At 64.7% G+C, this 25,933-nt stretch carries 25 protein-coding genes; 14 read left to right on the forward strand and 11 right to left on the reverse strand.

Annotated features, from left to right (window positions below):
* The first annotated feature begins 79 nt into the window (after positions 1-79).
* From J7E25_RS05605 to J7E25_RS05640, 8 genes are all read left to right on the forward strand, one after another.
* A complete protein-coding gene (locus tag J7E25_RS05605; RefSeq protein ID WP_214868754.1) occupies positions 80-406 on the forward strand; it encodes a carboxymuconolactone decarboxylase family protein in 327 nt (108 codons plus the stop codon).
* Between the two features lie 32 nt (positions 407-438).
* Positions 439-1,494 (forward strand): SDR family NAD(P)-dependent oxidoreductase, encoded by a 1,056-nt coding sequence (locus J7E25_RS05610; RefSeq protein ID WP_214868756.1) that lies wholly within the window; start codon positions 439-441, stop codon positions 1,492-1,494.
* A gap of 450 nt (positions 1,495-1,944) precedes the next feature.
* Complete coding sequence (locus J7E25_RS18420; protein ID WP_374196194.1) at positions 1,945-2,412, forward strand: PA14 domain-containing protein; 468 nt, start codon at positions 1,945-1,947, stop codon at positions 2,410-2,412.
* A 144-nt stretch (positions 2,413-2,556) separates the two neighbouring features.
* The gene (locus J7E25_RS05620; RefSeq protein ID WP_214868762.1) at positions 2,557-4,143 is read left to right on the forward strand and encodes a Na+/H+ antiporter; all 1,587 of its coding nucleotides are present in this window, start codon (positions 2,557-2,559) and stop codon (positions 4,141-4,143) included.
* 471 nt (positions 4,144-4,614) lie between these two features.
* Complete coding sequence (mobF, locus tag J7E25_RS05625; protein ID WP_214868763.1) at positions 4,615-8,085, forward strand: MobF family relaxase; 3,471 nt, start codon at positions 4,615-4,617, stop codon at positions 8,083-8,085.
* Positions 8,086-8,321: 236 nt separating this feature from the next.
* A complete protein-coding gene (locus tag J7E25_RS05630) occupies positions 8,322-8,576 on the forward strand; it encodes a hypothetical protein (RefSeq protein ID WP_251038827.1) in 255 nt (84 codons plus the stop codon).
* Positions 8,577-8,702: 126 nt separating this feature from the next.
* Positions 8,703-8,975, forward strand: coding sequence for a hypothetical protein (locus J7E25_RS05635; RefSeq protein WP_214868765.1), 273 nt, complete (start codon positions 8,703-8,705; stop codon positions 8,973-8,975).
* A gap of 251 nt (positions 8,976-9,226) precedes the next feature.
* Entirely contained in the window at positions 9,227-10,321 is a 1,095-nt protein-coding gene (locus tag J7E25_RS05640; protein ID WP_214868766.1) for a hypothetical protein, read from the forward strand.
* Between the two features lie 392 nt (positions 10,322-10,713).
* On the opposite strand, the gene J7E25_RS18425 is transcribed toward J7E25_RS05640, so the two are convergent.
* The 9 genes from J7E25_RS18425 to J7E25_RS05685 all read right to left on the reverse strand — a co-directional run bounded on the left by J7E25_RS18425 (position 10,714) and on the right by J7E25_RS05685 (position 18,436).
* A complete protein-coding gene (locus tag J7E25_RS18425; RefSeq protein ID WP_214868767.1) occupies positions 10,714-11,466 on the reverse strand; it encodes a helix-turn-helix domain-containing protein in 753 nt (250 codons plus the stop codon).
* Positions 11,454-11,732: a hypothetical protein gene (locus J7E25_RS05650; protein ID WP_214868768.1), complete on the reverse strand. Its 279-nt coding sequence runs from the start codon at positions 11,730-11,732 to the stop codon at positions 11,454-11,456. The genes J7E25_RS18425 and J7E25_RS05650 overlap by 13 nt, the downstream gene beginning before the upstream one ends.
* Positions 11,733-12,324: 592 nt before the next feature.
* Positions 12,325-13,197 carry an SDR family NAD(P)-dependent oxidoreductase gene (locus J7E25_RS05655; RefSeq protein WP_214868769.1) on the reverse strand — a complete coding sequence of 291 codons (873 nt, stop codon included), beginning with the start codon at positions 13,195-13,197 and terminating at the stop codon, positions 12,325-12,327.
* 235 nt (positions 13,198-13,432) lie between these two features.
* Positions 13,433-13,759: a carboxymuconolactone decarboxylase family protein gene (locus J7E25_RS05660; RefSeq protein ID WP_214868770.1), complete on the reverse strand. Its 327-nt coding sequence runs from the start codon at positions 13,757-13,759 to the stop codon at positions 13,433-13,435.
* Positions 13,760-13,808: 49 nt separating this feature from the next.
* Positions 13,809-14,651: an SDR family oxidoreductase gene (locus tag J7E25_RS05665; RefSeq protein ID WP_214868772.1), complete on the reverse strand. Its 843-nt coding sequence runs from the start codon at positions 14,649-14,651 to the stop codon at positions 13,809-13,811.
* Between the two features lie 195 nt (positions 14,652-14,846).
* Positions 14,847-15,608 carry an SDR family NAD(P)-dependent oxidoreductase gene (locus J7E25_RS05670; protein ID WP_214868774.1) on the reverse strand — a complete coding sequence of 254 codons (762 nt, stop codon included), beginning with the start codon at positions 15,606-15,608 and terminating at the stop codon, positions 14,847-14,849.
* Between the two features lie 31 nt (positions 15,609-15,639).
* The gene (locus J7E25_RS05675) at positions 15,640-16,806 is read right to left on the reverse strand and encodes an MFS transporter (protein WP_214868776.1); all 1,167 of its coding nucleotides are present in this window, start codon (positions 16,804-16,806) and stop codon (positions 15,640-15,642) included.
* A gap of 124 nt (positions 16,807-16,930) precedes the next feature.
* A complete protein-coding gene (locus tag J7E25_RS05680; RefSeq protein WP_214868777.1) occupies positions 16,931-17,803 on the reverse strand; it encodes an aldo/keto reductase in 873 nt (290 codons plus the stop codon).
* A gap of 150 nt (positions 17,804-17,953) precedes the next feature.
* Complete coding sequence (locus J7E25_RS05685; protein ID WP_214868779.1) at positions 17,954-18,436, reverse strand: nuclear transport factor 2 family protein; 483 nt, start codon at positions 18,434-18,436, stop codon at positions 17,954-17,956.
* 244 nt (positions 18,437-18,680) lie between these two features.
* Between J7E25_RS05685 and J7E25_RS05690 the strand changes: the two genes are divergently transcribed.
* On the forward strand, positions 18,681-19,376 hold the full coding sequence (locus J7E25_RS05690) for a TetR/AcrR family transcriptional regulator (protein ID WP_214868781.1): 696 nt from the start codon (positions 18,681-18,683) through the stop codon (positions 19,374-19,376).
* Positions 19,377-19,720: 344 nt separating this feature from the next.
* A complete protein-coding gene (locus J7E25_RS05695) occupies positions 19,721-19,984 on the forward strand; it encodes a hypothetical protein (RefSeq protein WP_214868783.1) in 264 nt (87 codons plus the stop codon).
* Positions 19,985-20,440: 456 nt separating this feature from the next.
* Here J7E25_RS05695 and J7E25_RS18275 read toward each other — a convergent pair whose 3' ends face one another.
* Complete coding sequence (locus tag J7E25_RS18275; protein ID WP_214868785.1) at positions 20,441-21,073, reverse strand: TetR/AcrR family transcriptional regulator; 633 nt, start codon at positions 21,071-21,073, stop codon at positions 20,441-20,443.
* A 107-nt stretch (positions 21,074-21,180) separates the two neighbouring features.
* On the opposite strand from J7E25_RS18275, the gene J7E25_RS05705 reads away from it, so the two are divergent.
* Positions 21,181-21,765 carry a TetR/AcrR family transcriptional regulator gene (locus J7E25_RS05705; protein WP_214868787.1) on the forward strand — a complete coding sequence of 195 codons (585 nt, stop codon included), beginning with the start codon at positions 21,181-21,183 and terminating at the stop codon, positions 21,763-21,765.
* Positions 21,766-21,774: 9 nt separating this feature from the next.
* Here J7E25_RS05705 and J7E25_RS05710 read toward each other — a convergent pair whose 3' ends face one another.
* On the reverse strand, positions 21,775-22,806 hold the full coding sequence (locus J7E25_RS05710; RefSeq protein ID WP_214868789.1) for a Gfo/Idh/MocA family protein: 1,032 nt from the start codon (positions 22,804-22,806) through the stop codon (positions 21,775-21,777).
* A gap of 118 nt (positions 22,807-22,924) precedes the next feature.
* Here J7E25_RS05710 and J7E25_RS05715 point away from each other — a divergent pair, with 118 nt between their 5' ends.
* The 3 genes from J7E25_RS05715 to J7E25_RS05725 all read left to right on the forward strand — a co-directional run bounded on the left by J7E25_RS05715 (position 22,925) and on the right by J7E25_RS05725 (position 25,894).
* Positions 22,925-23,392, forward strand: a complete 468-nt coding sequence (locus tag J7E25_RS05715) for a heme-degrading domain-containing protein (protein ID WP_214868791.1) — start codon at positions 22,925-22,927, stop codon at positions 23,390-23,392.
* An 8-nt stretch (positions 23,393-23,400) separates the two neighbouring features.
* Positions 23,401-24,285 carry a biopolymer transporter Tol gene (locus tag J7E25_RS05720; RefSeq protein WP_308164383.1) on the forward strand — a complete coding sequence of 295 codons (885 nt, stop codon included), beginning with the start codon at positions 23,401-23,403 and terminating at the stop codon, positions 24,283-24,285.
* Positions 24,286-24,364: 79 nt separating this feature from the next.
* On the forward strand, positions 24,365-25,894 hold the full coding sequence (locus tag J7E25_RS05725; protein WP_214868796.1) for an ABC transporter substrate-binding protein: 1,530 nt from the start codon (positions 24,365-24,367) through the stop codon (positions 25,892-25,894).
* The last annotated feature ends 39 nt before the right edge of the window (positions 25,895-25,933 follow it).

A 25,933-nucleotide genomic window follows, 5' to 3' on the forward strand; every position in this document is an offset into this window, starting at 1 on the left:
CACTTCGTCGCGAGCGAAGAAACTCCGCACTCGGAAACCGCAGAACTATCCATCCAGCCACAAATGAAAGAGGAGCCTCATGACTGACCAGCCCAAGCAGGTAGGCGGCGGACGCAACCTGTTCGAAGACTTTGCACCCAAGCTCGCCGCTCTCACGGACGATGTGCTCTTCGAAGACGTCTGGAACCGCCCCGAGCTCGCGGCCCGCGACCGTAGCCTCATCACCGTCGCGCTGCTCGCCGCCGGCGGTCACTACCCGCAGCTCGAGTTCCACCTCGGTCGCGCGGTCGAGAACGGCGTGACCCAGGAAGAGCTCATCGAAGCTCTGACCCACGTCGCCTTCTACGCCGGTTGGCCCTACGGAATGGCTGCGATGGGGATCGCGAAGAAGGTATTCACCGAATAGAACCGCCGGCTGAAGAGCTGAACGAGCTCGAGATGGCGGGGCGATGGTCCAAGGCTAGGAGGAAGCAGAACATGCGCACAACCGAACTCACTCGACGCTCCCTCCTCATCTCTGGTTTGGTCGCCGGTGTCGGCGTGCTTGCATCCTGCAGATCGACTGCACCCGCCCCGCAGAGTTCTTCTTCTGTCACCCCGCGCTCCGAGCCGGTGGTTCCCTCGCCCTCCGAGCCGGCCGACCAAGCTGCCCGGCCGCAGGGTGACCTCTACGGCGTTGGTGTGTACAACACGCAGGAGGTCGCCGACGAGCTGGTCTACATCGACGGGAACGTCCGACCGTTCGATGGCGTGCCGAAGCGCGTGCTGATCACCGGTTCAACCGCCGGCGCCGGCCAGCTCGCCGCGGCCTACCTGGTGAAACGCGGCCACACGGTGGTCGCCCACGCGCGCGACGCCCAACGCGCCGCCGACGTGCGACGCGACCTACCGAGGCTGCACGAGGTGGTCATCGGCGATCTCCGGCATCTCGACGAAACGCGGGCACTCGCTCAGCAGATCAATGCGCTCGGAAAGTTCGACGTGATCATCCACAACGCCGCCGAGTACCGTATATCCGGCCCCGAGATCCTGAGCGCCAACTCGCTGTCGCCGTACCTCCTCACCGCACTGGTCACCCCGCCACAGCAGCTGTCCTATCTTTCTTCCGACCAACATTTCGGTGGCGGTCTCAAGCTCGACGAGATCCGTTCTGGCGGCGGCATCGGCTACCCGGACAGCAAGTTGCACATGGCGATGATCGCGATGGCCGTCGCCCGGCTCCGACCCGAGTCTCAGGCCAACGCGGTCAATCCCGGCTGGATCCCCACCTGGCTGGCTTTCCAAGACGGTCCGTATTCGGAGGACGACCTGCGTGCCGGCTACATGACCCAAGTGTGGCTGGCAGAAGGAGTCGAGCCCGGTAGTGACATCACCGGCGAGTACCTCTTCCACCAGGGGATGGACACCCGCGTCAGCGATCTCGTGCACGACGAGGACGCTCAGGACCACCTGCTCGCGGCCTACGCCGAGCAGACCGGAGTGACATTGAGCTGACATGCGGCAGCCGGAGCAAGGCGTCCTCTCCGCTGACCTACGCAACCGTTTCGTCATTCGAGGGCGGGCAGCTGGCGAGAGCATCCCGAAGAGTTACCTGGACGATTCGAACCTGGTCAGGGAACGACGACGGTGAAGGCCGCTGGACAGGATGCGACCATCGGGCACATCCGGACGGTCACCTGGGACTCCGCCTGGCGTGCAACATCCGACTCTTCACCGTCCGGCCTGACCGCGACGACCGCGTGGAACGCGAAAGACCAAGCGCTCTCCCGCACTGACGCGCTCGGCCGTACATCGACCACGATTTGTGACCAGTCGGACCGATCAACCGACACGTACGGCCCCGCACCGGCCGACTGTTCGGCCCCGATCGACGACCCCTCCCGACGTGCCGAATCACTCCCGCGCACTCGAGCACCCCGTATGACGAAGGCTTGGTCGGCTCGAATGCGACCTGGTACCACAACGCGCAGCTGTCCGGCCTGCCGAAGGCGATCACGCTCGGAATCCCGGCTGTGTTGGCCTGGCAACGAGGGTCAGATCAACAAAGACTGGGGCGGAAACGTGCCGACCACGGGCATTCCGGTAACGAACTGGTCCGTCCGGTTCGCGGGCACGATCACCTTCCCCACCGCGGGAATGTACGAGTTCCAGACCTACTCCGACGACGGATCCCAGGTCTTCGTTGATGACAACCACACTGTCCTGTGCGTGCGCGTACGTGCGCAGCGTGACGCTTGGATCATGCCCGGCGATCCTCGCCCCGAGGAAGCGCTGTCAGCGCGATTACGAAGCGACACCGCCACGAGCACAACCCTGCGCGTCGATCCGTCGACTCTGAGTTGTGATCGCCGGAGGACCCCGCACAAGCCGTACCGATTCTGTATCGCAAGGTCTGGCTTTTGCGGCGCCTGAGGGGTTGCATAGGTCCATGCTGCAAGCGGACCTCCTCGCCCACGTGAGCAGTCAGCGAGAACCGTCGCCGCTTCAACGCGGTTCGGAGGCGGCCGCTCCGCGCCTCCTCCCCGTAAATCGCCACGCCGCACGAAGGGGCCGTTGATGGAGTCATTGGAAACTGTGGTCCTGATCGGTGTCCTACTGATAGGGGGATCCCTTGTCGCCCCCCGGTTGCGGGTTCCAACTCCGCTGGTCTTCCTGGTTCTGGGATTGCTCGTTGGGTTCATCCCGGCGGTGCGGGAGATTCACTTGCCGTCTGAGGCGGTGCTGGTGCTGTTCTTGCCGGCTCTGCTGTTCTGGGAGAGCCTGACGACATCGCTGCGGGAGATCCGCCGCGATCTGCGTGGCATCCTGCTGCTGAGCACCCTCCTTGTCGTGGCGACAGCCTTCGGGGTCGCCGGGCTCGGAGTGGTGTTCGGGATGTCATGGGGTGCAGCGCTCATTCTCGGTGCCGCCCTTGCGCCGACGGATGCGACCGCGGTGGCTGCGATGGCGCGCTCGCTGCCGCATCGGAACATGACGGTGCTGCGTGCCGAGAGCCTTATCAACGACGGGACGGCGCTAGTTTTGTTTTCCATCGCGGTGGGTGTGGCGGTCGGAAACGTTGACTACACCGGGTGGAGCACCACCTGGCTGGTCGTTGTGGCCTATGTCGGCGGGGGCTTGATCGGATTCACCGCCGCGTGGGCGGCCTCGTTCCTGCTCCGCCGCCTTCAGGCGCCGCTTGTTCTCAGCACCACCCTGCTGGTCATACCGTTTCTGGCGTTTCTGGTCGCGGAACTCATCCACGCGTCAGGAGTGATCGCGGTCGTGGTCGCGGGTTTGTTCATGACGCAAACCGGACCGCGGGCGAGCACGGCGGAGTCTCGTCAGCAGACGATCGGGTTCTGGACAGTGGCCACGTTCATTCTCAACGGTGCGTTGTTTGTATTGATCGGCATCGAGGCGCAGTCCGCCGTGCGCGCAGTCGATTCCGGGCAGGTCTGGCCACTCGTGATGCTGGCTGTCGCGGCATGGATTGGGCTGATGCTGATTCGGTTCGCGTTCCAGATGATGTCGGTGTGGCTCATTCGGCTCCTCGACCGTCGTCCGTCTCAGCGGGCAAGGCGGATGCCGCACCGCGCGCGCGTCGTAAGCGCTGTTGCGGGGTTCCGCGGTGCGGTGTCCCTCGCGGTCGCCCTGGCCGTTCCTCTGACCTTCGCAACGGGAGAGGTTTTCCCAGGCCGGGACCAGATCATCTTCGTTGCCGCAGGCGTGGTGCTGCTCACCCTAGTCGTGCAGGGAGTGCTGCTGCCGCCTGTTCTGCGATGGGCGCAGTTCGCACCAGATCACTCCATTGATGATGAGCTTGTAGCGGCGCACCGAGCGTCGACGGCGGCGGCTGTCGACGCCGTCGATGAGCTCGGCGACGCTTTGGGCATAACGGGACCGGTGCGGGCACGCGTGCTAGCCGAGTATCGCGACAGGCTCGCCGTTGTCAACGCCGACGCCGGCGATGCGGGCGACAGGTCGCTGATCGAGCAAGACCGCGAAGAAGTCGCTCTTCGGCTGGCGGTGCTCGAGCGCAAGCGCGACGTGATGATCGCCTTGCGCGATCGGCATGCCATTAGCGACACCACTCTGATCACAATGCAGGCGCGATTGGATCGGGAAGAATTGCGGCTGACCCAGCCCGACGTTCTGGAATGAAGGCAGGTACCGGCCGTACCAACGACCGTGACGGCGACCTTACCGCAAATTGGAGCCGGGCAACTGGCGGGAAGGAGCGAAGGATGTCTGGGCACGTCAGAGGCTCCGCGGGCAACACTCTGGGTAGAGCTTCTCGATGGTCAGCGCCGTGGTCTCGTCGCGTTGCAGCTCCGATCCGATCAGGGTGATCTGACACCGTGGCTATCGCGGCCCCATGGCGCAGGCACTGATGAGGCACGCGAGTTGGTGAGGGACCTCTCGGCGCCGCGGGTGCGCCCAGGGACCTCTATGCAGCGCGCGAAACTGCTCACTGGGTGGACAGTCATTGGCACTTGCATCGTCGGCGAGCCGACATTCAAAGTGGCGGTCTGCGTGACGCGACCGACGTAGATACTAGGCCAATGACTTATCTGCCACGCCTCTTGCAGATCGAGGGCGCGCACCTTGATCGCGTGATCGGAGGCGGCGCGGATGACGGTGTCGATGCGGGTGATGAGCGCGGGTGATGGCTACCGATACCTGCTGCGCACGGTCGTCGCTGGCGATGGATCGCGCCCGATGTCGACGCCTTTGACTCGTTACTACGAGACGAAGGGTACCCCGCCAGGGCAGTGGATGGGCGGGGGAGTCCGTGGACTCGGCGTCGGCCAGATCGCCGAGGGTAGCGACGTCACCGAGGAGCAGCTGCAATTGTTGCTCGGCATGGGCAGGGACCCAGTCACTGGGGAAGAGCTGGGTCGCGCCTACCCGGACTACGGCGTCGGGGCACAACGAAGGCGCGCGGTCGCCGGGTTCGACTTTACGTTCTCGGTGCCGAAGTCGGCGAGCGTCCTGTGGGGCGTTGCAGATGCGCGCACGCAGGAGGCGGTCGTGCGAGCGCATCACGAGGCGGTTTCTCAGGTCGTTGCCTTCATGGAGCGTGAGGTCGCAGCGACACGCACCGGCACCACCGCGATCGACGGCGCGGTCGCGCAGCTAGACGTGACTGGGCTGATCGCCACGGCGTTCGACCACTTCGACAGCCGTGCCGGCGACCCGCACCTGCACACGCACCTCGTGGTGAGCAACAAGGTGCAGACGGTGCTCGACGGCAAGTGGCGCTCGCTTGACGGTCGCCCGTTGCACAGCGCCGTCGTTGCGCTGTCTGAGTTGCACGAAGCACTCTTCACCGATGCGTTTTCGCGCGAGCTCGGCGTCGAGTGGGAGCAGCGCGCCCGCGGGCGGGATCGTAATCCGGCTTGGGCGATCGCATCGGTGCCAGAAGAGTTGGTGTCCGAGTTCTCGACGCGCTCGCGCATCATCGACGTTGAGACCGATCGCCTCATCGAGGAGTTCGTGGAAACACACGGGCACCGGCCGAGCGCAACGACGATCATGAAGCTGCGTGCACGAGCTACCCTGTCGACGCGCCCTGAGAAGCACTTGCAATCGCTTGCCGAACTCACGCAGGGCTGGCGCGAGCGGGCCAGCCGTGTACTCCGCCACGATGCAACGGCGTGGGCACGCGAGGCATCCATGAACCGTGCACCGCTGCTGTTGCAAGCGGAAGATGTGCCGCTCGAGATCGTTGCAACACTCGGCGCAAGCGTGCTGCACGCGGTGAGCGAGAAGCGTGCAACATGGCGGCATTGGAACCTGGCCGCCGAAGCCGCACGCCAGACGATGCAATACCGGTTCGCCGCGGCATCCGATCGCGAAGCGGTCATCGGTCTCGTCGTCGACGCCGCCGAGCGTGCGTCGTTACGCATCACGCCGCCAGAGCTGGCAACCAGCCCTGCCTCATTGCAGCGGGCCGACGGCACCTCGGTGTTCCGGTTGAAGCACTCGACGGTGTTCACTTCCGAAGCGCTGATCGATGCAGAGACACGACTGCGAGAACGAGCAGCGGATGCCTCGGGCCCGACGATCCCGACGGCGGCGCTACGGGAGATCGCAAGAACGCGCAAGCCAGGTGGGGCTGCGCTCGGAGAGGACCAGCTCACTGCGCTGTCGGCCATCGTCAAATCTGGTCGGATCGTCGACGTGCTCGTCGGCCCTGCTGGCGCCGGCAAGAGCACGGTGATGGGCGCATTGCGGCGGGCATGGGAGCTGGAGCACGGTCGCGGGTCGGTCATCGGACTCGCGCCGTCGGCCGCTGCCGCGCACGTGCTGGCAGAAGACCTCGGCATCGCCACCGAGAACCTTGCGAAATGGTGGCAGAACCACCTCGTGCACGGTGACGCGTTCCACGAGGGGCAGCTCGTCATCGTCGACGAGGCATCCCTAGCTGGCACGCTCTCGCTCGATCGAGTGAGCGCGCTCGCCGCGGATGCTGGTGCGAAGGTGCTGCTCGTCGGCGACTACGCCCAGTTGCCGTCGGTCGACGCGGGCGGCGCGTTCGCCATGCTCGTGCAAGACCGCACCGATGCGCCCGAGCTCATGGATGTGCGTCGATTCGTGAATGACTGGGAGAAGACGGCGTCGCTGAGCTTGCGACGTGGCGACGCGGCATCCATCGATCGATACATTGCTCACGGCCGCGTGCGCGAGGGTGACACCGAAGAGATGGCGGATGCCGCGTACGTCGGGTGGCGCGCCGACGCGCGTGCCGGCAGGGTGAGCGTGCTGATCAGTGACTCCAACGAGGCCGTCGCGGCACTCAACGAGCGGGCGCGCAACGACTCGATCCTCGATGGGCGCGTTGATGCGCTCGTCGAGGTCGCGCTGCATGACGGTTCGCGTGCGGCGGTCGGCGACACGGTCATCACCCGCCGCAACGAGCGCTCCTTGCACGCCGGCCGCCGCTCATGGGTGCGCAACGGCGACCGCTGGACCGTGCTCGCCGTTCACCACAGCGGTGCCGTTGAAGTACGACGTGCCAGCCGACGATGGGGGAGCGCGGTCGTGCTTCCGAGGGGGTATGTCGAGCAGCACGTCGAGCTCGGCTACGCCGTCACCGCTCACCGAGCCCAGGGACTCACCACCGACACCGCCCACGTCGTCGTCTCCCGCGGCATGACGCGCGAGAGCCTCTACGTCGCCATGACACGTGGTCGAGAGTCGAACATCGCATACGTCGCGCTCGACCGGCCGGACGTCGCACACTCCGGCCTTCGGCCACGCGACGACGGCAACGCCAGCGTGCAGTCGGTGCTCGCCGGGGTGCTCCAGCACGTCGGCGCTGAACTCTCCGCACACGAGACGATCACCGCCGAGCAGGAGGCCTGGGGTTCGATCGCGCAGCTCGCCGCCGAATACGAAACGATCGCTTCCGCTGCTCAGCACGAGCGCTGGGTTGAGCTGGTGGGAGCGAGCGGGCTTGGCCCTGAGCAGGTGAATGCGGTGGTTGCGTCCGAGGCATTCGGACCGCTCGCCGCCGAGCTGCGTCGTGCCGAGGCGCAGCGCATGGATGTCTCTCAATTGCTGCCGAGGGTGGTTGAGCAACGCCGATTCGCGGATGCCGCCGATATCGCCGCCGTTCTGCGAGCACGGGTCACGCGCGCCGCGGCGCAGGCTGCGAGGACCAGTCGTGCTCACCGACCCGCGCGACTCGTTGCCGGCCTCCTGCCGATGGCGACTGGGCCGATGGATGCCGCGTCGCGCCGCGGTCTGCGAGAACGCGCCGACCTGATTGAGCAGCGCGCGCGAGCGCTCGTTGATGAGGCGCTCGCAGCCGGTGATGCGTGGCTGCGGGCACTCGGCGCGGAGCCACGAGGCGCCGCGAGCGAGACCTGGCGCCGGTACGCATGCACCGTTGCGGCGTATCGAGACCGCTATGGCGTGGTCGGTGGCACGCCGCTCGGCGTCGCGCCGCCGGCATCCGATACACAACGAGCGGATGCCGCGCGCGCCGGGGTTGCTCTTGAAGCGGCACGGCACCTCGCGCATTCCGCCGAAGATCAGGGATTCGATGCTCGCCCGCGTCGCAGTGGAGGTCTTCCGTCTGTCGGCGTTCAGGTCTAAAATCTGGTCTAGGCAACCTCTTCTACGCCGTCGCTACTTGCGATGGGACACGAAGTCCGGACACGGACACTGATTCACCGCTACTGCTTGCCGGATCGATCGGAGAGCAGCCGCATGTTCGCATTCGTCTGGACCATGAGCTTTCGCGCCGGGATGTTCATTCGGCGGTTCATGCCGACCCGCATCTTGTTGACGCGCTGCACACTCGTCGCGGACTGAGGTGGGGCGTGCCCGCGATGCTGCTCGCCGTGCCGTATATGGTCGCTGCTGTCGCCTGCATCGGTCTGTCAGAGCATGGCGGATGGTTCAACGTGCTCGCACTGCTGTTCATCTGGAACGCGTTCAAGTTTCTCGTCGCCGGCCCCGCGACGCTGGTGCGGCTCGTTCGGGTGCGGGCTCGCGAGAGCCGGGCTCGCCGGATCCTGGCGATGCTCGAGCTGGAGGCTGAGCAGGGGCAGACGGGGCAACCCGAATTGGCGCTCCGCCGCTGATCTCCCCACCAGCGCTGGTGGGGCGGTCGCATCCTTCTTACCGAAGGCTCGGCAGGGCAGCAGCGGTGCACCTGGTGTTCACGGCAGGCTGGTTATGCGCTCGCACGCCCGACAGGAGGCCCCGCCATGACGATCTCGCAGGAGCAGTTCGATGACCTACTCGGACGAACCGCACTCGCCGCGCTGTTCTACCTCCCGGAAGTCACCGTGGAAGACGGTGAGTACCGCCTCGAGGAGGACGTCTCATACTGCATGGAGCCGGTCGCGGGCATTGCGAAGGCCGACGCCGAGAAGCTGAGGGACGCCGTTGCCCGTGCAATTGCAGACCCGACAGGGTCTCGATCGGACCTGCTGGCGCTCGTCCTCGAACTGGCACCGCCGCCACCGTCGAGTGAATAGCGATGACGAAGGGCCCGGTCGGCGAAGAAGGGGCACCCCAAGCGGGGCGGCCTGATCGCTCGTCAGGCGCAGACGACACGGCCCGCGCGAAGAAGCGCGAGCGGGACCGCCGCTACCGCCTCGAACACCCCGAGCAGCTTGCCGAGGCGCGTCGCACGTGGGTCGAGGCGAACCGCGAACGCATCCGGGAGTCGAATAAGCGGTGGCGCACCGAACACCTCGAGCGTGCTCGCGAGCTCAATCGCGACTCGATGCGACGCGCCACAGCTCGCAAGCGCCGTGAGGCCGACACCCGTGCAAAGGCGCGCGTGCGGGTGCGAGTGTGGCGCGAAGAGCATCCCGATCGGGTGCGCGAGTATCAACAGCAGTGGGTCGAAGGCAACCGCGACAAGGTCCGCGAGTACTACAACCGCTACTACCACTCGCATCAAGCCGAGGTCAGTGCGCGGGCGGCGGCGCGGCGCGACGCCGATCCCGAGCGGGCGAAGGCTGCTCAGCGGGCCTGGGCCAAAAAGCACAAAGATCGGCGGGCGGAGCTTCAGCGGGCCCGGCGCGCCGATCCCGAGGTGTACGCGGCCGAGCTCGAGGCGAACGCCGCTGCTCGCCGGCTCAAGCGGGCGCTCGCCCGGGCGGGCATGCCGCCGAAGCTGTTGCATCCCTCGACCGCCGCGGAGCGCCGAGCCAATGAGCGCGCCGCGGGCGAGTTCTTCGAGGATGAAAGGCTCCCGGAGCGCCTGAGGCAGTCGGCAGCATTCGCTCAGTCGCTCACGAAACACATGTTCAAGCACCATGCACGCATGCGCGAGTTCGCCGTGTCCTACATCGCGACCCGAGACCGCATGGGTCTCCCGCCCGTCCAGGTCGACGACGTCGTTTGGGCGCGCGCGGTGGAGATCGTGCTGGATAGCAGTCGTCGAGTGGACCTGATCACCAGTCGTGACGTTGCAGCCGCGGTCCGCAGCGCCAAGGCGGCGATTCGGCGCGAGGAACGGCAACGACAGTACGACCAGCTCGTGAAGGCGCTCGGCGCACACATGCGACGTCACCGTGCCAGGCTCGCTGTTGAGGCTGGGGTGGAGGTCCGCGCTCGAGCCAGAAGGGGGAAGCCTCGGGTCACCCTCGATGTAATAGCCGTGCAGGTCGGACTTGAAGAGGTCGCTGAGAACATGCGAACGGACGGGCTGACGAAAGACGATGTGCGACGCGCGATGGCTAGCGTGTACCGGCAGTCCCAAGCTCCGGCGGAAACTGCCGATGAAGCTGAGGATCAAGGCCTCTCAGCTTCGTGGAAGCCAGTGGCAAGTGACATTTCGCGGCACCGGCCAGCTATCGGAAGTCGATGGTAATAGTGCGCTAACTGAAGCGACCCTCCGGATCTTCGATCCCAAGGCTACGGGGCAGTGCGACCCAGTCGGTACGGTTGTGTCTGCCGACCGTCGGGAACTTCACCGTGCGCGAGGTACGTCGACCTCGACGACGAAGGAGCAATACGCGGAGCCGGACCGGGAAATCTCGTATCAAGAACGGCCTGATGGTCGCATACACGGCACCATTCGCTTCCGCCGGAGCGACGGCAGCCATGGCAATCGGTCGCGCCCGGTGATCTTTCGAGGTGACGTTCTTGGACCCGCGGTACGACTACACACTCGACAGGCGGGGAGCTTGATGCCGGACAATGCATACGCGCACGGCGGCTGCACTGTTGATGAGCGCGCAACATGATTGCAGCCCGACGCTGTCAGAGAGGGGATACCGGTTGACCCGAACGATCTAGCCGGTTATCTCGTAGCGTTTTTGTCATCTTTACTGCGGCTTTCATCAGGAGCTGACCGTCACTTTGTGTCGGAGCGTGGAAGCCTTGGCGTGCGTGCACACCGAGCGCAGCGACGATGCTGCCTTGTTCGTCCCTCACTGGTGTGACTGCACATTGGCCGTCGGAATCATGTCTGCCTGACTGGACGACCAGCCCTCCCTTTCGGATATGCCGCAAACGCGCGTCAAGCTGGTCGCGGTGATTCTGCCCACTGCGAGCATCGACGCGGCCTATGAATGCGTCTACCTTTTGCTCTGGCAGACCGGCAAGGAGCACAAATCCTACCGCGGTGCACTCATCGAAGCTCGCCCGGGTCACGACCGGCTCGGCTGTTGGTTCCAGACTCACGACGGCGTCCTGACGCCAGATAGCGAGTGCCGGCCGGAGGCCGTATGCAGCGTGGAGATTTCGCATGATCGGGATCGCTGCGTTGACCAGCCGGTCCGACGAGCGCACGATCGACGCATAGGTCAGCCAGCTCCAACTCAAGCGAAATCGCCCGCTTGGTTCCAGCCGGTCCAACAAACCAACGTGACTGAGACTCGATAGCAATCGGTGCGTGTGAGATCTAGACAGCCCGAGCGCTCGGCTCACGTCCGCCGCCCCCCACTCGGGCCGGCTCAGGGTAAAGAGACCCAGAACATCACCGGCGTTGCAGACCCCACTTACCAACTGCACGAAGACTCCTTCGTTCCCGTTGAATGGTGAGTCCGTTGTTGAGGATGACGTCGGCAAACCAATGAAAGGGACCCGCCGCTGATTCCGTGGAACTGCTCCGCAATGGTTGCCGTCCTCGTCACCCCGGGCAGCGCCCGGAGCTTGGTCTTTTCCGCCTCGCTGTCGTTTTCCTGCGCAAACCGCAACCTGGTCGCGAAGCGCACGACCGACCGGGCGTCCTCCGCGCCGCCCAGCACGCCCGCCACGCACTTCTTGTAATCGGCCACGTCTTCACTCCCTCACAGCACGAACGCGATGTCGCTCCTAGAAGCGCCAATACGGATAACGGCGGGGAGCCGCTTGACCGCTAGTGCGTCCCGATGTGGATGCGGCATATCCATATCCGAACGCTAGCAAGTAATCGGATACGGCGCAACCGTTTTGGTAGGGTGGGGCGCATTACTGAGCCAAGGCTTAGAAAGGACGCGGCGCGAAACCGGGCGCGGCTATCGGAGGCGGGGCGCGACGGATTTGCGCGACGTGGGCGCGAAGCGACCCTCAACGATGTCGCGCACCGCGCTGGAGTCGGCGTTGGCATTGCATACCGGCGATCGCCAACAAGGAGGAACTCATGAGGCGATCCGCCGCCAGCAGGACGATGAACTCGAGGAAATCCTGAAGGAATCTCTGGATGTGCCCGACGCGTGGGATGGGCTTGTACTCTACCTTGAGCAATCTCTTGCTCTGCACGCGGGTCATGCAACCTGCGGGCAGCCCCTAACTGATGCCGATGGTCTGCCCGCCGTCGACGACGAGGGCATGATGACGAAGCGGTTGCGCACGTCGCCGGAGAGCCCGCGCTCCTCCGGCCGCCGCATGTCAGCTCAGCGTCACTCCGGTCTGCTCGACGTAGGCCGCGAGCAGCTGGTCCTGAGCGTCCTCGTCGTGCACGAGATCATTGACGCGGGTCTCGATCTCCTGGTGGAAAAGGTACTCGCCGGTGATGTCACTACCGGGCTCGACGCCTTCGGTCAGCCACACCTGAGTCATGTAACCGGCGCGCAGGTCGTCCCGGCTATACGGCCCGTCCTGGAGGGCCATCCACGTGGGGATCCAGCCGGGATTGACCGCGTTGGCCTGAGACTCGGGTCGGAGCCGGGCGACGGCGATCGCGATTATCGCCATGTGCAGCTTGCTGTCCGGGTAGCTGATGCCGCCGCCAGAACGGATCTCGTCGAGCCTGAGACCGCCGCCGAGCTGTTGGTTAGAAGAAAGATATGACAGCTGCTGTGGCGGGGTGACCAGCGCGGTGAGGAGGTACGGCGACAGCGAGTTGGCATTCAGTTGCTCGGGGCCGGACGCACCGTACTCGGCGGCGTTGTGGATAATCACGTCGAACACTCCGAGCGCATTGATCCGCTCAGCGAGCGCCCGCGTCTCGTCGAGATGCCGGAGATCGCCGATTACCACGTCCTCCAGCCCCGGCAAGTCGCGGCGCACGTCGGCGGCGCGTTGGGCATTGCGGGCGTGGGCGACGACCGTGTGGCCGCGCTTCACGAGGTAGGCGGCAGCCAGCTGGCCGGCACCGGCGGTTGAACCGGTGATCAGTACGCGCTTTGGCTCGCCATCGAGCGGTCGGACGTTCTCGTCGATGTAGACCAGCTCGTCGGCGACCTCCTGCGTGTTGTACACATCGACGCCGTAGAGGTCGCCCTGCGGCTGGGCACTATTGTCCGTCGGCTCGGAGGGCATGGGCACAGAAGGAGAACTCTGCGGCAAGGGCCCAGCCCCGCTGCAGGATGCGAGCACGCCGACGCCAACCATGACACCGGAAAGGAGGAGGGATCGTCGGGTGAGTTCGGTTGTGCGCACGCTGTGCTTCCTCATATTCCTGGGGGCTCCGCCCCGCGATATTGGACACTGTGTCGGTTTTCGATTGATGTCGCTTCCCTGAGCGCAGCGGACGCGGCTGTTTCGTAGGCGTTCGCTATTCGGTGAACACCTTCTTCGCTATCCCCATCGCGCCCATTCCCTTGGGCCAGCCGGCGTAGAAGGTGACGTGGGTCAGGGCCTCGATGAGCTCTTCCTGGGTCACGCCGTTCTCAACAGCGCGGCCGAGGTGGAACTCGAGCTGGGGGTGGTCGCCGCCCGCGGCGAGTACCGCGACGGTGATGAGGCTGCGGTCGCGGGCGGAGAGCTCGGGGCGATTCCAGACGTCGTCGAAGAGCACGTCGTCGGTGAGGGCGGCGAGCTTCGGAGCGAAGTCGTTGAACAGGCGGCGTCCGCCGCCTATCTGCTTGGGCTGGTCAGTCATGAGGATCTTCTTTCATTGGTGGGATGAACGGACTGGCTCCAAAAAGGGGTCAGTCCGCGTCGGTGGATGACGCGAGCTGCTGCTGTGCCTCGAGCGCGGTGAGGCGATCCTGCAGAACCTGATGCGTTGTGCCGTAGGCGTCGGAGCCGAGCAGCAGTCGCAGCGGCGCGGGCTCGACCTCGACGCTGTCGATCATCGCGGCGACCATCTTGCCCGCGTCACCGAGCGCCTCGACACCGAGCAGTCCGCGGAACGCGTGAGCCGGGTTGCCTTCATAGGCGGCGAGCTCATCGGCGATCTGCGCGCTGCTTCCGAGGAAGTCGGTGCGCGCTGCACCGGGCTCGACGATCGTCACACCGATGCCGAATGGGGCGACCTCTTGCGAAACTGACTCCGCAAAGCCTTCGATGCCCCACTTCGTGGCGTGATACATCGACGAGCCGGGGAAGGTGACCTGCCCGCCGTAGCTGGAGATCTGGATGATCCGTCCCCCGCCCTGTGCGCGGAGGTGTGGCAGCGCAGTGCGGATCAGCTGGATGGAGCCGGAGAGGTTGGTGTCGATGATGTGCTGGATCTGCGTGTCGGAGAGCTCTTCGGCGGCGCCGAAGAGTCCGTAGCCGGCGTTGCTGACGACGACGTCGATGCGGTCGACGTCTCCGAAGGCGCGGTCGACGGTCGAGCGCACGGCGGCGGCGTCGGTGACGTCGAGCAGCTCAACGCGGAAGGCGTCGCCGTACTGCTCCTGCAAGTCGGCGACGGTTTCGGGCTTACGCACGGTGCCGACGACATGGTCACCGCGCGTGAGCAGCTGCTCGGCGAGCACCCGACCGAAGCCGCTGGATACACCGGTGATGAGCCAGGTGCGCTTGGCGGCGATGGAATCGGTGGTCATGGTTCTCCTTTACGAGGGTCGGCCGGTTAGGAAGGTTTTGGGATCGTCAAGAGATGAGGAGGCTGCCGCCGACGTTGCTGGTGCACGACGCTGTCGCGTCGACGTCCCGCGGACGGAACACGACCGTGTGGCCACGCGTGGCGAGACCTGGCGAGGGCCCGGCTGACTTTCTGCCCGTTCCCAGGATCCCATTTCTCAAGATCCGCCTCTGAGCCGGTCAGCGGTCGTCGGGAGTGCGACGCCGGTGTGGTCGGCGAGCTGTGCGATCAGTTCGTCCTGAAAGCCTTGGTTCAGGGTGGCGGGGTGGGGTGCCTGCTGGTGCATGTGGTGCCAGTACCCGCCGGTGACTTCGGCACCGGGGTCGTCGCTTCCTGCCAGCCATGCCTGGGTGAGGTGGCCTTCGCGGAGGTCATCTGACGCCGCGGGTCCGCCCATGCGGGTGGGCACCCAGCCGGGGTCGACGGCGTTGCTGAAGGTGTCAGGCCACGTGCGGGCGATGAACATCGTGAACGCGGTGATGAACAGTTTCGAGTCGGAGTACGTTTTGGTGGCTCGGGTCCCAGACCAGTCGATGCCGGTCAGGTCAGCCCGCCCGCCGCGATGCATGCCACTGCTGAGGTACACCAGCCGGTCCGGGCGCTCGATCAGCGCCGTGAGCAGGTAGGGTGCCACGACGTTCACCGGGAGGAGCGGGGGTCCGTCGACGACGCCGGCGTTGTGAATGACGGCGTCCATCCGGCCGATGCTGTTCACCTGCTCTGCGATCGCACGGACGTCGTCGGTGTGGGCGAGATCTCCGACGACGACTTGGACACCGCGCGCGGTCAGATCGCTGAGGGCGTCGGCCCGATGGGGGTTGCGGGCGTGGAGGACGAGCTCATGCCCGTCCTCGATGAGGTCGAGGGCGGCGTTTCGGCCGAGGCCTTCAGAAGAGCCGGTGATGAAAATGCGAGACATTCGGGGATCTCCTTGCTGTTGTCGAGCGGTGTCAGTTCTGGTCGATGAGAGCGCCACGGCGGGTGAAAACCCAGACCAGGAGCGCGACGATGATGATGGCAAGGGCGGTGCCGGTGACGGCGGTCCACCCGCCCGCAGCCCACAGCGGCCCGGCGAGGGCGGACCCGACCGCGCCGCCGAGGAAGTTGCTGACCACAAACGCGGTGTTCAAGCGGCTCCGGTTCTGGCCGGGCAGGGACAGCAGCCGGGTCTGGCCGAGCACGAGGGTGCCCTGAGCGGCGAGATCCAGCAGGATGACGACCAGGACCAGGGCGATGACGGAGGACTGTGCCAGCCAGGCGCCGACGAGGGAGGCGCCCAGGAGGCTGAGCGAGATCCCGGAGGCGGGCACCGACCAGCCGCGGTCGTGGAGTATGCCGGCGCGCCGTGCGGCGACGGCACCCACGAGGCCCGCGAGGCCGAACAGACCGATCTGTCCGACGGTGAGCGAGAACGGCGGGGCCGAGAGCAGGAAGGTCAGCGAGGTCCAGAACAGGGAGAACACGGAGAACACGGCGGCGCTCATGAGGATTGTGGGCGCGGCGGCGCGGTGCTGGGCGACGGTGGTGAACACGGACCCGAGCAGGCGGAAGTAGTTCGTGGCCGGGCGCTTGTCCAGCCGGGGGATCAGGAACGACAGCACGATGGCGAGGGCGACGGTGAGGATGGCGGCGAACACGTAGATGGCGCGCCAGCCGATGAACTCTGCAACGGCTCCACTGATCGTACGGGACAGAAGCACGCCGATGAGGGCTCCGGAGGCGATGGTGCCCAGGACTCGGCCGCGCTGATCTGGTGCCGCGAGCTCACTGGCGAGCGGGGTCAGGAGCTGCGCGGAGACCGTGGTCAGGCCCACCCCGCCGAGCGCGGCGAGCAGTAACGAGAAGGTCGGCGCGACGGCCGCGCCGAGAAGTGCGAGCGCTGACAGTCCGAGGATCAGGGGGATCATCCGCTTGCGGTTGAGGACATCGCCAAGGGGGACGATCAGGAAGATGCCGAGCGCGTAGCCGATCTGGGTCACCGTCACCAACGAGGCGGCGACAGCGGAGGACACCTCGAGCGAGCGGGCAATCTCCTCGATGAGCGGCTGCGCCCAATAGAGATTTCCGACGGCAAGACCGCCGGCAATCGCGAAGACGATGGTCCGCGTGCGCGTCATGCCACTAGTGGCGAGAATTGTCATGATTTCCGTTCCTGATGATTGCGTGACACTCACGGCGATCGATGAAACAGACCGGGCCGGCCGCCGAACAGATGCGACCCGCCCAGGGTGTTGGTAGGTCTCAGGCCTCGTCGATGACGATGCCGGAGGACTCGAGGTCGAGGTTGTCGATGTCGAGGGTGTCGCCGGTGTCCAAGGCGTCGATCCGTGCCAGTTCATCGTTCGTCAGCTCGAAGTCGAACACGTTGAAGTTCTCGGCGATACGTTCGGCGTTGATGGACTTGGGGATAGCGGAGCGGCCCTGCTGGATGTGCCAGCGGAGGATGACCTGTGCGTTCGTCTTGCCGTAGACCTCGCCGATGGCGCGGATCGTGGTGTCGTTCAGCGGGTTGGAGCTCGCCCCGTTGTAGCTACGGATACCGCCGATCGGGGACCATGCCTGGGTGAGGATGCCGTGTGCGGCGTTTTTCGCCTGCAGCTCGGCATGGGTGTTGTACGGGTGCAGTTCGATCTGGTTGACCGCCGGGACGATGTCCGTTTCGGCGAGCAGAGCGTCGAGGCGTGCTGGCACGAGGTTGCTGACGCCGATGGCGCGAACTGTCCCATCGGCCAGGAGCTTCTCCAGCGCTTTGTAGGCCTGGATGGTGCGCTCGAACTTCGCGGTCAACGGCTGGTGCAGGAGCAGCAGGTCCAGCTGCTCGACGCCGAGCTTCTTCGCACTCTTCTCGAACGCGTGCAGCGTCTCGTCGTACCCGTAGTCGGTGATCCACACCTTGGTCTCGATGAACACGTCTTCCCGCGGCACTCCCGAGCGGCGCAGGCCCTCGCCAACCTCTCGCTCATTCAGGTAGGCGGCGGCGGTGTCGATGTGGCGGTACCCGAGCTCGAGCGCCGTCTGCACCGCGGTGACTGTCTCCTCCGGCGCGGTCTGGAACACACCCAGACCGATCGCCGGCATGGTGACGCCGTTGTTGAACGTGACTGTGGAAGTCATCTTTCTCTTTTCATCGATCGGTTCAGTGTTTGAAGGCTGGCCCCGCGCGCTGACGAGACGTCCAGGCGCATCAGACGCTGCAGAACAACTGTCAGGCAGCGGTGTGCCGTTCTCCAGCGGTGAGGCACCGCGGAATGGGTAGCGCCGTGCTTAGGAGGCTTCCGCCGGGGCATCCGTTGCGGGCTTGTGGTGGGCGCTCATGTCGCCGACGCCGTCAGCATCAACGATTCGCTCGTCAAAGCGCCAGGACCCGTCTTCGAATACGAACGTGTCGAGGTAACGTCCCTGGAAAATCAGCTGCAGCGGGAATTCCGCGGTCACTTGGATCGAGTCGACATACGAGACGCTCTGGGCGGTCGCGCCGTCCTCTGCGACGTCGATGAGCAGGTTGCTCACCACGTGCCGGGTGCCAAGGCGGTCACCGTAGACACGAATGACCTGCAGGGCAGCAAGATGCTCATCAGCGCCCTGGCAGATGACGTCGGGCGAGAGCTGCCAGCGCGCCTTCTCGAACAGGGCAGCGGCGCCGGCCAAGTCGGCGCCATCCAGGCGATGGCAGTAGGTGTAGATCAAGCGTGTGATCGCCGATTCGGCGTCGCGACGCTGCTCAGATGTCAGCATGTCTTCCTTCACTTCTCATCGGCAGTACGACCGACCCGTTCACGCTGGGCGTCCGAGCGTTGACTGCTGCAAATCTGGAATACCCGAGTCAGGACGCGGGCATGGGAGGCACCGGTCTGGGTGCCGAACTTCGGAGTTTGGGATGCACGCCGTCTGGCGGCAGCAAAGTTGCTCTCATCAAATGGATACTGCGCATCCGTATAGAAATTTATCACACAATCGGATACCTCGCAACCGCTTTGGTAGGATCGTGCACATGACCGACGTCAAGCTGCGCAAAGATGCCGCCCGTAACCGCGCACGACTCTTGGAGGCAGGGCGCGAGGTCTTCGCGCAGCGGGGCCTGGACGCGACCCTGAACGATGTCGCCCACCATGCCGGCGTGGGCGTGGGCACCGCGTACCGACGATTCGCGAACAAGGAAGACCTCATCGACGCGATTCGATATGAGCAGGACAATGAACTCGAGGCAATCCTGAATGAATCTCTCGCCATGGGCGACCCCTGGGACGCGCTCGTGCTCTATCTGGAGAAATCGATCGCCCTCCATGTAAAAGACCGTGGGATGGCTGAACTCCTCACCGGTCGGCGCGTCAGGCCGGAAGTGCAAGATCAGAGCCGCAACCGACTGGCGCCTCTCGTGAATCGCGTCGCCGAACGTGCACGAGACGCCGGAGTCATACGCGCAGACGCTACCGGTACCGACCTGATCTTCCTCCAGATAGCCTGCATCTCCATCAGCACCGTCGTGCAGGACGGACCTGAAATAGAAGAACGCAGCGATTCCGGCGACCTATACCGCCGCTATCTCTGGGTCATGCTCGATGGCCTGACCCCCCAACGCGCCGACACCACACCTCTCCCCGTACAAGCACTTACGACGGAGCAGCTCCACGCACTCCTCAGCGCCCCCATCAACGCGGACAACTCACATGCGAGGCGAAGCACCTGATCCCACCCCCGGTGCGGCTCCTGACGCATCAATCGGAAACCATAACCACGAATAGGTACGGTCTCGACTACGGGACGACACCAGGTCTCCCGCCGGATCTCGAAACCTCGGCGGTGACGCAACAGGCCTAGAGCTTCGCGAGCGAGAGTGGCGTGGGACCTTCGATTCAGTACTGTGTCCGTGCCTCGCGGTACCCTCATCCAAGGATGAGAGGCGGCGCAGTGGCACAGGACTCATACACCAAGAGGCTCGAAGCTGCAGCGGCGCGCCGCGCCGCACACGAAGCTTCAAGGCAAGAGGCGGATGCGCGCAGATGGCGGGAGCGGCTTCTATCGGCAGTAGAATTGACCGAGTACGAGCGCCTGCAAGCGGCTGCAAACCAGCCGCCCCGAAACCTCGGAATTAGAGCCGCCTGGCCCGTCTACTTCCTATTCATCCCTTATGTCGCGGCGATCGCCGGTCTGCTCTGGCTCGTGCTGAATAGGGAAATAGCAGCGTCGATGTCGACCGCGGGACGGATCACCCTCCTCGTTCTGCTCCTCGGCGTCATGTTCGGCGGCATGGTCTTGATAGGCGTGCTGGCGGGGCGACGGTTCGGCCCGCGGTGAAGGCCTACGAACATGCCTGTGCTGCATCGGTGCGCGAGTACCTCCACAGCATCGGCTACTCCGAGCGCCACCGTAAGGCCGAGCGCCAGGACGAGAAAGATTCAAACGACTACAACTTTGACCCAAGTCGCGTCCACCCGGAACGGTGGCACAGGTAGCAACCCGTACCGGCTGCCTCAGCGCCGTCGCCTCAGACGCCTGGGCCCAATCGTGCATCCTCCCCACCACCGTGTGGCGCTGCCCTCTGCTCGCCACGGCCAGAGCGCGTTTCGCTGGATCGGTGAGTAGGCGCCGCGGATGCCGACGCAGTCACGGCAGATGCACTCCTCGTGATCGACGACGACCGGGAACAGGATGAGCAGCTCCAGCCTCGTGCGCGGCCCACGACTCGGCCAGCTCGCGAGCTCGTTCGAGCAGGCGGTCAACGTCGACGTGTGCAAGCTGGGGCGGCCGAAACTAAATGTCGTAATTGACGATGCCGCGAAAGAACTGCCTGAGTTCCTCCGTCATGTTGACGGAGGTTCGGTCGAGAAGCCACTGAATCTGCAGGCCGTCCATCATTGCGATCGTGCTTCTCGCTGCGCTGGCGGGCGACACGTCATTTCGAAGATCGCCGTCGTTCTGCAACGTGGTGAACACGTCCTCGAAGATCCCTCGAGCGGCCTGGTAGCGATTGATGAAGTAGGCGTGAGCGGGGTGAGTGGGTGAGGTGCCTTCCGCTGACAAGATGCAGTACAACGCAACCACGTTGGGGGTTGACGCATTGTAGGCCGCAAGTTCGAGGAGGCCAGAGACTGCTGCACGACCACCGAGGCGCCGCAGATCGATTGGGAAGCGTTCTGACGCCTGGTCATCACGACGGTCGAGGACCGCGGCGAGCAGGGCACTCTTATTGGGGAAGTGGTGCAGCAGCCCCGCTTCGCTCATCCCAATCTTTGCCGCGATGTCCCGGATAGACCCGGAACGGTAGCCGGACTGGGCGAACACCTCGAGAGCGGCGTCTAGGATCTCGATGCGCTTTTGTTCCGTCTTTGCATAGCTGCCACGCGGTTTACCAACGCCGCGTGATGCTTCTCGTGTCGCTGTCACCGCGCACCCCCTTGTCCACTCGTAGCCAACCTTACCCTGAATGGAGTAAAAGTCGAGCGCCCACTAGTTTTCCGGTAGCAAGCGGTGCCGAGCTTTAGTATTGGGTTATGGCGCGACTCGGGCTCTCGACCAAGGGGCATGCACGCCGAGAGCAAATTATCCAGACGGCGATCCAGGGGTTGGCGGCCGACGGCTATCGAAACACCTCGCTACGGGGCATAGCGCGCGCACTGGAGGTTGAGCCTGCCCATATCCTGTACTACTTCGACAGCCGCGAGGAATTGCTCCAAAAGGTCATCGAGCGCTGGGACGAGTCCGCACTTGCCCACTTCGGGCAAGCGCTGGTACCAGAGAACGCGCTCGACGCCTTCGTCCTGACAATTCGTCACAACCTGCGGATACCGGGGATCGTGCACCTCTACCTCACGGTCGCCGCAGAGGCAGTGCATCCGGATCATAGTGCGCACGCTTACTTCGTCGAACGGTTCAGGGGTGTACGTACGATGCTCGGCGATGCCATCCGTCACGAGCAGAGGCAGGGGGTGATTCCCAAGCACCTTGATGCAGACCTCGAGGCGCGCAAGCTCATCGCCCTCGCCGACGGGCTCCAGTTGCAGGCGCTCATCGATCCCACGATAGACGCGCCGGGCGACCTGCAGGCCGCCGTCGTTGCGCTGCGGGCGGCGGCTTAGGCCAGGGTCCTAGGTGACGCCGATCTGGTGCCGGGCCTCGTCGATGGTTTCGAGAATCGACACGGTCTCGTCGAGGGTGTGCAGTGGGGACTCGCGGCGTCCTTCTCCCACGTATTTCGCGAGCGCGGTTGCCTGCCAGGCAAGTCCATCCATGAGCTGCACGCCAGTCGGGTCGTTCCAGATCTGGACCGGGCCGAACAGGTTGTTGTCAGACAGCCGGAGGGACGTCGGAATGTGGAAAGGTCCTTCCACCTCGACGCGCGCCTGCGTGCCGGCGACCACGGCCGTCGTTGGAGTGCGAGCGAGCATTGATGTCGTGATCGTCGACTGTGCGCGCTCGCCGTGGGCGAGCACGAGGGTCGCGAACTCATCCACTCCGGTTACGGCCACGCCGCCGACGGCTGTGATCGAGGTCGGCTTGCCGAGCACCATGGAGTCGAATTGGATCGGGTAGACCCCGAGGTCGAGCAGTGCGCCGCCGCCGAGGGACTTGTTGTACATGCGCCCCTCAAGGTCGACGGGCATCGCCTGTCCGTGGTCCGCTGCGACGGACATGATCTCACCGAGCATGCCGTCGGCGACGAGCGTGCGCACGACCGAAGCCTGCGGCTGGTAGCGGCTCCACATGGCCTCCATGAGCAGCACGCCGGCCGACGTCGCGGCCTCGACCAGGATCCGAGCGTCTGCAGCGTTTGTAGTGAGCGGTTTCTCGATCAGCACGTGCTTGCCTGCCGTGATCGCCAACAGTCCGAGTTCGAGGTGCTCACTATGCGGCGCGGCGACGTAGACGACATCGATGTCTGCGTTCTCGACGAGCTCGAGGTAGCTGCCATATGCGCGGTCGATGCCGTGCGTCGCGGCGAACTCCTCGGCTCGCGACAGGGTGCGGGATGCCACGGCGACGATGTCCTGATTCGTGTGGCGGTTGACTGCGCCAGCGAAGAACCCGGCGATCCAGCCCGGTGCAAGGATTCCCCAGCGCAGCCGGGGCTCGTCTTGGGGGGAGAAGATCTCGGGTTCTGGGAAGGCGGACGGGATCATTGCGGCTCCTTCTGCGGACGGCTAACTCCACAGGACAGTACCAGGGAAACTGACCAGTGATAAGTTATCGCTGATCTGCGCCGTCCTCAGAAGAGGCGCAGCCTATCGAGAGGACACCATGAGCCGCGAACGCATTGCTGAGCTTGAAGCCGAACACGAAGAACTCGTGTTTGCCTCCTTTGACCAAGGCGACGCCTGGCGGCTGGGTCGCGCCATCACCGAGGCCGCCATCAGCGCAGGTCGCGGCGTCGCTGTCGACATCCGTCGCCCCGGCTTTGTGCTCTTCCGGTCGGCGCTCGGGGGCACGACCCCTGATCAGGAGACCTGGATCGCCGCGAAAGCGCGAACGGTATTCCGCATGGAGTGCAGTAGCGCCCTCATCGCCGAACGCTTCTCCGACGCAGGGATCGATGCGGCCTCAATTGGGTGGCTGCCCTTCCCCGAATACGCCCTCACGGGAGGTTCCGTTCCGATTCGCGTCAAGGACGTCGGAGTCGTGGGCGCGGTGACGGCCTCGGGCCTGTCGTCCGACGACGACCACGCGATCGTGGTAGCCGGCCTGCGCGAGATGCTGGCGGCACTCTGATGCGATACGTGCGCGAACTCGCCCCAGGGCAGTCCTGTCAAATCAGCGTCGTCGATTCGGTTACGGGCGACAGCGAGCTCATCTACGAGACCACGCAGATGTTGTTCGAGGCTCCCAACTGGACGCCCGACGGCTGGCTGGTGCTCAATGGCGACGGCCGGCTGTGGCGGTTGCGCCCGGAGCCCGGCGCGGTGCCGGAGCTGATCCCGCTCGTAGGAGTCCCCGATCTCAACAACGACCACGTAGTCTCGCCGGTCGCCGAGGAGATCTTCCTTTCGGGCAACGACTGGCAGATCTACGTCGCGCCCCTCGCGGGAGGATCCGCGAGGCGCCTCACGGCAGACGACGACGGCCGGATGCACTTCCTGCACGGAGTGAGCCCTGATGGCACGACGCTCGCGTACATCGGAGTGCAGCCGGAGGCGGACGGAGCCTGGGGGCCCGGCACGGTTTGGACGATGCGCCTGGATGGAACGGAGTCGACCCAGATCACCTCGAACGCGTGGTCGTCCGACGGCAGCGAGTACTCGCCGGACGCTCGATGGATCTACCTGAACACCGAAGCGTTCTCGTCGATTCCTGGCCATGCGCAGATCGCGAGGGTGCCCGTGGCGGGCGGAGAACTCGAGCAGCTCACGTTCGACGACCGTGTCAACTGGTTCCCCCACCACGCGCCCGATGGCCGCACGATCGTCTACCTGAGTTACCCGTCCGGCACGGTCGGGCATCCCGCAGACCTGCCCGTCGAGTTGCGGCTGGTGCGCGGCGGCGACTGGTCTGCAATCACCACGCTCGTAAGCCTATTCGGTGGCCAAGGCACGATAAACGTCAACAGCTGGGCACCGGACAGTCGCCGCCTGGCGTTTGCGGCGTATCCAATCTGTAACAAATGAAAACCACAGACCCACTCGGGTTTGTGCTAGCGTTCATCTCCAGACAGCCCGACGAGGGGTTGCGTAGCTCGGAAGGACAATGATGTTCCACTGGAAAAAGGCTGTTGTCATAGCGACAGCCGCCGTACTCGCCCTCGCCGGCTGCACCCCGGCGGACTCGGGGCCCGAAGGCTCTAGCGGTGGCACCCTCACCCTCGGCCTGCTGCTCCCGGCCTCCACCTTTTCCGCTCAGGGTGCGAGCTGGGCAAACGAGTCGCCGTACATGCAGGCCGTCTACGACGGGCTCCTGAGGGCTGAGCCCGACGGCACGATCGTGCCGCACCTTGCCACTGAGTGGTCTTACAGCGACGATCTCACTGTGCTCGACCTGACACTGCGTGATGACGTGACCTTCAGCGACGGCACACCGTTCAACGCCGACGCAGCGGCGCAGAACCTCATTCGCTTCCGCGATGGAACCTCGCCGAACGCATCCTTCCTCGTGAATCTCGCCGACGCCAAGGCAATCGACGACACGCATCTTGAGCTCACGCTTTCATCGCCCGACCCTGCGCTGCTGACCTACCTGACCCAGAATGCTGGCCTTCAGGAAAGTCCCGAAGCCTTCGACAACCCCGATGTCGAAACGGTTCCGGTTGGATCGGGTCCCTACACGTTGAACGTTGATGAGACCGTCGTCGGCAACAGCTACGTGTTCGACAAGAATCCCGACTACTGGAAGTCTGAAGACCAGCACTACGACAAGCTCGTGATGAACGTCTATACGGACAGCACCTCTCTGCTAAGTGCAATTCAAGGCGGGCAGGTAAACGTCTCTACGACCAGCGACAACACCACGGCCGATCAGATTGAGGCCGCGGGCTACACCCTCAGCCCGATCGAGAACAACTGGTGGGGCTTGATCATCGGTGACCGCGACGGCACACTCAACCCGGCGATCGGCGATCCCCGTGTCCGCCAGGCCATCAACTACGCCTTCGACCGCGACGCGATGCTTCAAGCCGCTGCCGACGGCCGCGGAACCGTTACGCAGCAGGTGTTCCCCACGAGCTCGCCGAGTTTTGACTCGGCTCTCGACGACACCTACAGCTACGACGCTGTCAAGGCCAAGAAACTTCTCGCCGAGGCTGGTTACCCGGACGGGTTCGACCTGATTATGCCCAGCGCTGCTGCGCTGGGAGCTTCGAACTTCACCCTCATCCAGCAGCAGCTCGGCGACGTCGGAATCCGAGTTACGTACGAAGAGGTGCAGGTCAACGACTACATCAACACGATCGTGACCGGTAAGTACGCGGTCACCTTCATGGCGCTGCAGTTGGACCCGACCGACTGGCAGCTCTCGCAGTTCGAGCTCGACAAGACCGCTACCTTCAACGGCTTCCACAACGACGACCCCACGGTGCAGGGCCACATCGCCACAATCCAGACAGGTACTGCCGAGGAAGCCGAAAAGGCTGGGAAGGCGCTCAATGCATACATCGTTGAGCAGGGTTGGTTCGCACCGTGGTTCCGCCCCGAGCTCAACACCGCGAGCGATGCCACCACGGACGTCATCGTCCAGGTGGGCAACTCTTACCCCTACCTCTGGAACATCAAGCCCAAGGCCTGATCCACCTCTGGTGCCGGGTCAGGGTCCAATCCGACCCGG

The organism is Agromyces sp. ISL-38, assembly GCF_018613935.1.
Lineage (GTDB): Bacteria > Actinomycetota > Actinomycetes > Actinomycetales > Microbacteriaceae > Agromyces.

What these genes read in the sequence shown, in the direction of transcription:
- J7E25_RS05605 (WP_214868754.1), top strand. Translation starts at nt 80, where the DNA reads ATGACTGACCAGCCCAAGCAGGTAGGCGGCGGACGCAACCTGTTCGAA.
- J7E25_RS05610 (WP_214868756.1), top strand. Translation starts at nt 439, where the DNA reads ATGGCGGGGCGATGGTCCAAGGCTAGGAGGAAGCAGAACATGCGCACA.
- J7E25_RS18420 (WP_374196194.1), top strand. Translation starts at nt 1,945, where the DNA reads ATGCGACCTGGTACCACAACGCGCAGCTGTCCGGCCTGCCGAAGGCGA.
- J7E25_RS05620 (WP_214868762.1), top strand. Translation starts at nt 2,557, where the DNA reads ATGGAGTCATTGGAAACTGTGGTCCTGATCGGTGTCCTACTGATAGGG.
- mobF (WP_214868763.1), top strand. Translation starts at nt 4,615, where the DNA reads ATGACGGTGTCGATGCGGGTGATGAGCGCGGGTGATGGCTACCGATAC.
- J7E25_RS05630 (WP_251038827.1), top strand. Translation starts at nt 8,322, where the DNA reads ATGCTGCTCGCCGTGCCGTATATGGTCGCTGCTGTCGCCTGCATCGGT.
- J7E25_RS05635 (WP_214868765.1), top strand. Translation starts at nt 8,703, where the DNA reads ATGACGATCTCGCAGGAGCAGTTCGATGACCTACTCGGACGAACCGCA.
- J7E25_RS05640 (WP_214868766.1), top strand. Translation starts at nt 9,227, where the DNA reads ATGCGACGCGCCACAGCTCGCAAGCGCCGTGAGGCCGACACCCGTGCA.
- J7E25_RS05655 (WP_214868769.1), bottom strand. Translation starts at nt 13,197, where the DNA reads ATGCCCTCCGAGCCGACGGACAATAGTGCCCAGCCGCAGGGCGACCTC.
- J7E25_RS05660 (WP_214868770.1), bottom strand. Translation starts at nt 13,759, where the DNA reads ATGACTGACCAGCCCAAGCAGATAGGCGGCGGACGCCGCCTGTTCAAC.
- J7E25_RS05665 (WP_214868772.1), bottom strand. Translation starts at nt 14,651, where the DNA reads ATGACCACCGATTCCATCGCCGCCAAGCGCACCTGGCTCATCACCGGT.
- J7E25_RS05670 (WP_214868774.1), bottom strand. Translation starts at nt 15,608, where the DNA reads ATGTCTCGCATTTTCATCACCGGCTCTTCTGAAGGCCTCGGCCGAAAC.
- J7E25_RS05675 (WP_214868776.1), bottom strand. Translation starts at nt 16,806, where the DNA reads ATGACGCGCACGCGGACCATCGTCTTCGCGATTGCCGGCGGTCTTGCC.
- J7E25_RS05680 (WP_214868777.1), bottom strand. Translation starts at nt 17,803, where the DNA reads ATGACTTCCACAGTCACGTTCAACAACGGCGTCACCATGCCGGCGATC.
- J7E25_RS05690 (WP_214868781.1), top strand. Translation starts at nt 18,681, where the DNA reads ATGACCGACGTCAAGCTGCGCAAAGATGCCGCCCGTAACCGCGCACGA.
- J7E25_RS05705 (WP_214868787.1), top strand. Translation starts at nt 21,181, where the DNA reads ATGGCGCGACTCGGGCTCTCGACCAAGGGGCATGCACGCCGAGAGCAA.
- J7E25_RS05710 (WP_214868789.1), bottom strand. Translation starts at nt 22,806, where the DNA reads ATGATCCCGTCCGCCTTCCCAGAACCCGAGATCTTCTCCCCCCAAGAC.
- J7E25_RS05715 (WP_214868791.1), top strand. Translation starts at nt 22,925, where the DNA reads ATGAGCCGCGAACGCATTGCTGAGCTTGAAGCCGAACACGAAGAACTC.
- J7E25_RS05725 (WP_214868796.1), top strand. Translation starts at nt 24,365, where the DNA reads ATGATGTTCCACTGGAAAAAGGCTGTTGTCATAGCGACAGCCGCCGTA.